Origin of the sequence: Arthrobacter sp. UYCu712, from assembly GCF_040547005.1 — a bacterium.
In the GTDB taxonomy this organism is placed as follows: Bacteria; Actinomycetota; Actinomycetes; order Actinomycetales; family Micrococcaceae; genus Arthrobacter.
In genome coordinates this window covers 1-6,427 of the sequence record NZ_JBEPOZ010000048.1, presented here as the reverse complement: position 1 = coordinate 6,427, position 6,427 = coordinate 1, and the positions used below count along the sequence as shown (strand labels likewise).

General features: G+C 59.4%; 7 protein-coding genes. 5 read left to right on the top strand and 2 right to left on the bottom strand.

Features of this window, described 5'->3' with window-relative positions; translation table 11 throughout:
- Nucleotides 1-141: 141 nt before the first annotated feature.
- Both ABIB51_RS22800 and ABIB51_RS22795 read left to right on the top strand, forming a co-directional pair.
- Nucleotides 142-900, top strand: a complete 759-nt coding sequence (locus ABIB51_RS22800; protein WP_354191650.1) for a hypothetical protein — start codon at nt 142-144, stop codon at nt 898-900.
- A 265-nt stretch (nt 901-1,165) separates the two neighbouring features.
- Nucleotides 1,166-1,726: a DUF805 domain-containing protein gene (locus ABIB51_RS22795; RefSeq protein WP_354191649.1), complete on the top strand. Its 561-nt coding sequence runs from the start codon at nt 1,166-1,168 to the stop codon at nt 1,724-1,726.
- Nucleotides 1,727-1,797: 71 nt separating this feature from the next.
- Here the strand turns inward: ABIB51_RS22795 and ABIB51_RS22790 are convergent, their stop codons facing one another.
- Nucleotides 1,798-2,232 (bottom strand): transposase, encoded by a 435-nt coding sequence (locus ABIB51_RS22790; RefSeq protein WP_354191648.1) that lies wholly within the window; start codon nt 2,230-2,232, stop codon nt 1,798-1,800.
- Entirely contained in the window at nt 2,171-2,737 is a 567-nt protein-coding gene (locus ABIB51_RS22785) for a helicase associated domain-containing protein (RefSeq protein WP_354191646.1), read from the bottom strand. Before ABIB51_RS22785 ends, ABIB51_RS22790 begins: the two co-directional genes overlap by 62 nt.
- A 532-nt stretch (nt 2,738-3,269) precedes the next feature.
- Here ABIB51_RS22785 and ABIB51_RS22780 point away from each other — a divergent pair.
- The 3 genes from ABIB51_RS22780 to ABIB51_RS22770 all read left to right on the top strand — a co-directional run bounded on the left by ABIB51_RS22780 (nt 3,270) and on the right by ABIB51_RS22770 (nt 6,301).
- Nucleotides 3,270-3,554, top strand: a complete 285-nt coding sequence (locus tag ABIB51_RS22780) for a pyrophosphorylase (protein WP_354191644.1) — start codon at nt 3,270-3,272, stop codon at nt 3,552-3,554.
- Between the two features lie 70 nt (nt 3,555-3,624).
- Nucleotides 3,625-5,682 (top strand): alpha/beta hydrolase, encoded by a 2,058-nt coding sequence (locus ABIB51_RS22775; protein ID WP_354191643.1) that lies wholly within the window; start codon nt 3,625-3,627, stop codon nt 5,680-5,682.
- A gap of 91 nt (nt 5,683-5,773) precedes the next feature.
- Nucleotides 5,774-6,301 (top strand): hypothetical protein, encoded by a 528-nt coding sequence (locus ABIB51_RS22770; protein WP_354191642.1) that lies wholly within the window; start codon nt 5,774-5,776, stop codon nt 6,299-6,301.
- The last annotated feature ends 126 nt before the right edge of the window (nt 6,302-6,427 follow it).

Below are 6,427 nucleotides of genomic sequence, written 5' to 3'. Positions count from 1 at the left end.
AGTGAATTTACGTCTTGTCGTGCTCACAAGAACACCTTCCCGCAGAATCCAAGGATCCCGCTACTTCAGGTGTCCACCAACAGAGGTTAACCCCACGAGGGCATCGTTGGGGCGGCAGCAAACGGCGTCATCAGCGGTGCAGTGAGTTCACAAGCTGGCTATCTGGCCGGACCTATTACTCAACGACTTGAGTCACACCTGGCTCAATATGCGGTAGCCTCGGGTGGGTCAATTGCCGGCGGAGCCTTGGATCATGGCATCACGGGCTCGGAATACGGCGGTGCTGAAATGTTATTCGACGGCGTTGCCGGTGGGGTTACGTCCCATTTCCCCGGCGCTTCCGAGATAGGGTCAAACCCAAATTGGATGACGCACAGCCTCTCTGCATATGGCGGAGCCCACGTGGGGGCTATCGTTGAAAGCGTGAAATTTGTCAGTGGAGAATTAATCAACCAAGGGACTGGAGTCGAGCCGTGGAGTGACGGAACGGGCTATGGAGTTGCCGGTGGTTCCCACGGTGAAGGCTTCACTGCGGAGCAACTCCGGTTCAGCTGGAAAGATGCCAGGAACCTGAGTCTCATTTGCGTAGTTGCATTGCTGGCATGTGTCGGAATAGCTGTCTTCGTCTTCATGAATGTGCCCTGGGAAAAACGAATGCCGTACGACGGAAAATACAACCGGAGTGGCACTGGAATTCCCATGCAGATTGCCATGCTTCCAGTCCTTGTGCCCATTCTTGGCATGTGGAGGGCAGTTGCGCGCCCTGAAAAGCGTCCCAGGACCAAGGCAGGACGCATCCGTGCATATGTCCTCGCTGTAGCATTCGCAACTGTCTGCATCTTGGTTCAATGGACTATGGCCAGCGCAATTCTCGTGGCCGGTGGGTACCTGCCTGAGTGAAATGCGTCCCGCGAAGAGTTTTCTGAAACGATCCTTTCGGCCGGGAGCTTGCAGTAATCTCATCTTTGGAGCCGCTTACAGCCGAACTGACCACAATCCTTAGGCATTTCTCCGATGAACCGAAAGCGGGCTTCTTTTAAAAGAATTCTGACGGCTCTCCGACAGGGGGCTCCATTTCTGGGCTGCATTAGTAGACTGCGTCGGGATCGCGGTCTTCTGTTTTGTCAATTTCACTAAATGGTTTCGTAGACGGAGATGAAGATAGATGGATATGAAGATAGTTGATGCTGCAGGCGGAGGCGTTGCGGAGGTTTCAGGTCCGGGCGGGCTGGGTGGGCCACTTTATGGTGCGTCGTTTGGTAAATCGGTGAAGCGATTTTTTGCGAAGTATGCGAAGTTCGCGGGTCGCGCCTCGCGGAGTGAGTTCTGGTGGAGTCAGCTTCTCGTTTTCCTGATGATGTTGGTCCCGTACCTCGTGACGACGGTCGGGCTCGTGGCCAGTATTGTCTGGGCTCAGCAGAACTCTAATGTGCAGTCCATGGGTTTCGATCCGGCCACCGGGAAGGAAGTGTTCTATGAGGCCCCACCTGGGGTTGTGAACGCGCCGACTGGCAGTCTGATGGTGCTTGGTTTCATTCTCGTCGTTGTTCTGGGGCTGGCACTGTTGGTGCCTCAGCTGTCGTTGCTGTGGCGGCGTCTGCATGATGCAAATCTGGCAGGTCCGCTTGCGCTCCTTGGGCTTGTTCCCTTTGTTGGCGGTCTGATTGTTTTCATCCTGGCGTTGATGCCGTCCAAGGCGGAAGGTCGGCGTTTCGATCCTCGCTGACGGGCGGCGGCACATGCGGAGGGTTGCACCGGCGATCGCTCAGTGCGACCTTTCGTCCGTTAACTGGCTCTTCACGGTTCGTGGTGAATGTCCTGCCGAGATGGGTGTTCATGCCGCTGTTCTGGCGGCACTGCGCAACACGATACGCGTTTTGTAGTTGCGTGCGTTGGTGAATCCCCGGCCTGTCCTTTTGATGTGCTTGAACGCGGTGTTGTTGCTTCTACTTTCGCCGTTGTCGCACCGCTGACAATGAGGACTTCGATCTCTTTCCACCACCTGCAAATAGTGCGCCGGAGCCGATTCGTTTCCGGCTGAGCGGCTCGCTCGACCGGGGCCCGCAGGCCGTCTTTCGCAGCGGCCGCATCGGCGAGGGAACCGGTGGCCAGAAGTGTCCGCAGCTGCTCTTTGACCAGCCAGGCGGCCTGCAGCTTCCCGGTGGCATCGTCAGGTGCCGTCGCGGTGGTTGATGCGCTGCCCGTGTAGCCAGATTCCCAGGGTGCGTTCATGGACGTCATCGGTTTTTTGGTGGCGCGGCCATTCGTTCCCGGCAGCCCGGTAAGCCACGAGCTCCTGCAGCCGTTCCTCCCACCGTGCCTCATGACGGTCCTGGTAGGACGGGCCCGTATCCCAGTCCGGTATGACGCTTAGCCCTTCCCGGTACGTGGGTGCGATGGCGCCGGCAGCCGAAAGCTGCCGCTGGCGGTGAAGCCACGCCCCCAGGGCCCGCTCTCGCGCGGTCTTCCCGCCCGTGGTGGGCAGCCGTCCCTCGGCGGTATAGAACGCCACGACGTCATTCAGGTTCCGCAACCCGGCAGATGGGCGGGTGACGGCGCCCCGGGCCGCCTTGTGCGCGTCCCGAAGCCCCGGTTCTGTTTTGAAGGCGACACCAAGGTGGTAGCGGATTGTGCTTTCGGCGATGCCTGTGATGGCGGCAATCTTCGGGGAGGGAATGCCCTGCCGGTACATCTGAACGAGCTCAGAATCAGGCGCAGGCCTGCGCTTCTTGGTCACGGTCGCTGCGTTTCTTCCTGCGGTGGCTGATCTCGCTTCAATTCAGCGATCCGAAGGCGGAGGAAGACGATTGCCAGGACCAGCACGTATATCGCTAGGCCAAAAAAGCACAGCCATGACGACCATGTACAGAACTGGCAGGATGCCAAACACTCCAACGGTACTCACCGATTACCCCCAAATAGTCGTGTGCTTGCCTCAGCCTACGTGGTCTTCCTCGCGGGGGTCACCCCGAGCTGTCCAACCTTCCGGGCTACCTTGAGGCAGGGCGGACGTCGCTGTGTCTGCGGAAGGTGCCGGCCCTGTTGATCCTGCCGGAGTACTGGATCCGTACCGGAAGAGGTGCACGGCCAGTCGGGAGGATTAGGACGCTGATGATGAAGAGCTCGGCGGATGATCGGCGCGAGATTCCCCAAAGATAGACAATTTATCCATTTGTTGGATTTAATAGCTTTTGTTGGTAGTGTCGGGCATGTCCGGCCCCGGTGGTATCCCGCCGGCGGTTTCATGGTTGTCACTCTGGAGGTTTTGTATGTCGCGCGTGTTGTCTACCGAACAGGCCAAGGCTGCTATTGGTCAGGTGCAGTCGATTATTAATGGTGGTTTCACGGATCAGATTTCCGCGTTGGATGCGCAGGGTCGCGTGTTGTCGGATCCGAACGTGTGGGATGGTCCGTTGGCTGCTGAGTTTCGTGGTTCGACGTGGCCGGAAACGAAGGCTGCGTTGGATAAGGCCAAGGAAGAGTTGGAGCAGTTGCGGGGTCAGTTGCAGAAGATTTCACAGGACATTTTCTCAGCTGGCGGCGGCGGCGCGTAAATGTCTCAGGTGGAAAGGCCCAGCAGCCCTTCCTGAGCCGTTCGTAGGTTTTTCATTGGAGGAGTAAGCATTGGCCGTTTCGTTTGATGATGATGCTGCGACGTCGTTGGTCAGGGTTGCCCGCGATGTGGATGGGCGGCTCCGTGATGAAGGTGTGTTGCGTCGTGGCGCGGTAGAGACTGCGCTGGAGGACTTCGCTGGCGGGTACGCGGACTTGTTCAAAGAGGCTGCCTCCATTGAAGCTGAGGATCGCGGGAAGCTGGCCGCTGTGCTTGACGATCTTGCCGGGCAGGTCGAAGAAGCACAACAAAAAGCGTGGGAGGAACGTGACCGCCAGTCCCGACTGGCCGATTGGCGGGAGCGGGAGGCCGGACGTGAGAGCAGGCGCGAGAACTTCATCGGAGACATCGGCACCGCGGTAGAGGGCCTCTTTGATCCGAAACCCTCTGAGACGCCGGTCGCGCCTCCAACCATTTCGGAGGTCTTCTCTCCCCGCCAACGCAACCGCACCTCAGGCGGTGGGTCTTCGAACGGGAAAAGTTCTGCCGTTCCGGACCATCTACGCACGTTCGTGGCTCAGGCCAGAGCGGGTAACACAGGCATGCAGCAGGACCTCATGCAGCTGGGCAACGCATGGGTGTCATTCACCTCTTCGTGCTCCTGGGTTCTGCTCGGATCGAACTCGTTCCCTGGCGGTTTTGAGAGGCTCCTGGGCGAAAACGAGGCAGATGCTTATTGGATTGAACACATCGCTGATGCATTCGCCGCCGCCGGCGGAGGATCACTCTCACATGGTGCGCTCGATCTGGCCGGTACTGGTCTCACGCCGTTGAGCGACCAGGAGCTGTTGCATGCGTTCTCGTCCCTGCCCGCGAAGGAACTCGCCGCAATGCTGAGGGCCTCTCCTGCGCTGGTCTCGCAGCTTCAGTTGATGAACCCTTCCGAGATCCACTCGTGGTGGACGGGCCTGAACCCGCAAACAGGTAGCAAATCTCCGTTCTCGGACCGGCAGGACCTCTTGCTGGCAAAGTTCCCGGTGGTCTTCGGAAACCTGGAAGGACTACCGTACAAGGCTCGGGACCACGCCAACCAAACCGCACTCAAGGCAGCGGTAGCCGATGTAGAGGCCCAGCTCGCGCAAATACAGGCCCTCGTCGACGAGACGACCGTGGGCTACGGCGGGATGCCCCCGGTGGCGGCCGCGTTCACCGACCTGCAGATCCAACTCGACGCGCTGCGCAACATCCAAAAGGCGCAATTCACCCCTGAAGGCTGGGAGAAGCGGCAATTGATCTCCCTCACCCAGGACACCCCCCCCTTGGCTGCGGTGTCGGTCGGCGATCTCGACACCGCGAGCAGCATCACTTACGCGGTTCCGGGAATGGGGACCACCACCGGCGACATGACAGGGTGGACCAAAGCTGCCCAAAACCTGCATGACCTGCTTCCCGAGGGAAGTTCCGTGGTGGCCTGGATCGGGTATGAGACCCCGCCGGTGCCGGCACTGGATAACAACGTCAACGTCGGCGTTCTTGATGTGAATCGAGCGGTCGCGGGCGGGCAGAAACTCGCCGGAGCGCTCGGTGGCCTGGTCGCAGTCCGCGGTGAGACCGCGCCGCAACTCAATATTGTGGCTCACTCCTACGGGACGACGACGGCTGCGGTGGCCCTGACGCAGCCGGGTATCCAGGTGGATAACTTCATCACTGTCGGCTCGGCAGGCCTGCCCGACAATATCCACACCGCCGCCGACCTCAACGCCGGACACGTATACTCCGGACATGCGCGCGACAAGATACCTGGTGAAACTGAAAGCGGAGACCAGTGGGCCTGGACTGGCCGGGAAAACAGCCGCGACCATCACGTGAACCCGATTGAACCTGAGTTCGGTTCTCACGCTTTCGGCACTGACACCGGCGGCGCTGCCGGGCGGGCCGTCACAGACCATAGCGCGCTCATTGGTGATGACGGCGGACAGGTCGGATACCTTGAACGTGACACCGAATCAGTTCAAAACGTTATGCGGGCAATAACCGGCATAACGGACGACATCACCCCGTATGTGCCGTTGGGGCCGACGGATCTGCAGAAAGCTTTACTGGAAGGAATGTCCAATGCCGGCGGTTAAAACACATATGAGGACACTCACAGCCGCGATGGTCGTGCTCATGATGGGAATGACAATAACCGCATGCGCTGAGAAGGAGCCAGGGACGACAATGTCAGAGAAGACTACGCCGGAAAAGACAATGACTGCCCGAGAAGGGCGGGACCGGGTAGTCCTGCTCGTCATCAATACCACCAAACAGCTCGACGTCACCGGGTGGTGGCCCCGCAACGGCGTCGCCGGAGCGCAGGAATGCTCCCCCGGAAAGGGTGAGGAGGGAGCGAGCTATGGCTACGACCACTGGGCGCCCCAAGGAACTAACCATATCGAGGACGCCAAACGCGTCGCCGAGTATTGGAAATCCCTCGGCATGACCGTGCGCACCGTAAATCCGACAACACACCCGTCCGTCTTTGCGGAGGACGGTCCCGTCCTTCGTGCCAGCTTCGATACAAATGCAGCGGATAAATCTTACCGAGTGGGCGCTACTGCCCCCTGCTCACCGGGCGACGCGTGGGAGCTCAATGTTGAGGATCAGGCCGAGCGGGATCAGGGCAAGGTGCTTCCCGGAGACGAAGGGGTAATCCCGAAAGCCGATCCGCGGGACACATCGACGACGCCAACTCCGCCCGCAGGGTAAATCTGTGCAGACGCCCCTCCCTCTGCCCCTGTGGTTGGGTCCCCGTGTAGAAGTCCAGTGTTTGTGTGAGTTTCGTGTCCGAGAATGGACACAGGAGGAAATTCACGAATCATGGCACGCAGACAC

Excerpts from the sequence above, each read along its gene's own strand:
- ABIB51_RS22795 (WP_354191649.1), top strand. The coding sequence starts at position 1,166 with ATGGATATGAAGATAGTTGATGCTGCAGGCGGAGGCGTTGCGGAGGTT.
- ABIB51_RS22790 (WP_354191648.1), bottom strand. The coding sequence starts at position 2,232 with ATGAACGCACCCTGGGAATCTGGCTACACGGGCAGCGCATCAACCACC.
- ABIB51_RS22780 (WP_354191644.1), top strand. The coding sequence starts at position 3,270 with ATGTCGCGCGTGTTGTCTACCGAACAGGCCAAGGCTGCTATTGGTCAG.
- ABIB51_RS22770 (WP_354191642.1), top strand. The coding sequence starts at position 5,774 with ATGTCAGAGAAGACTACGCCGGAAAAGACAATGACTGCCCGAGAAGGG.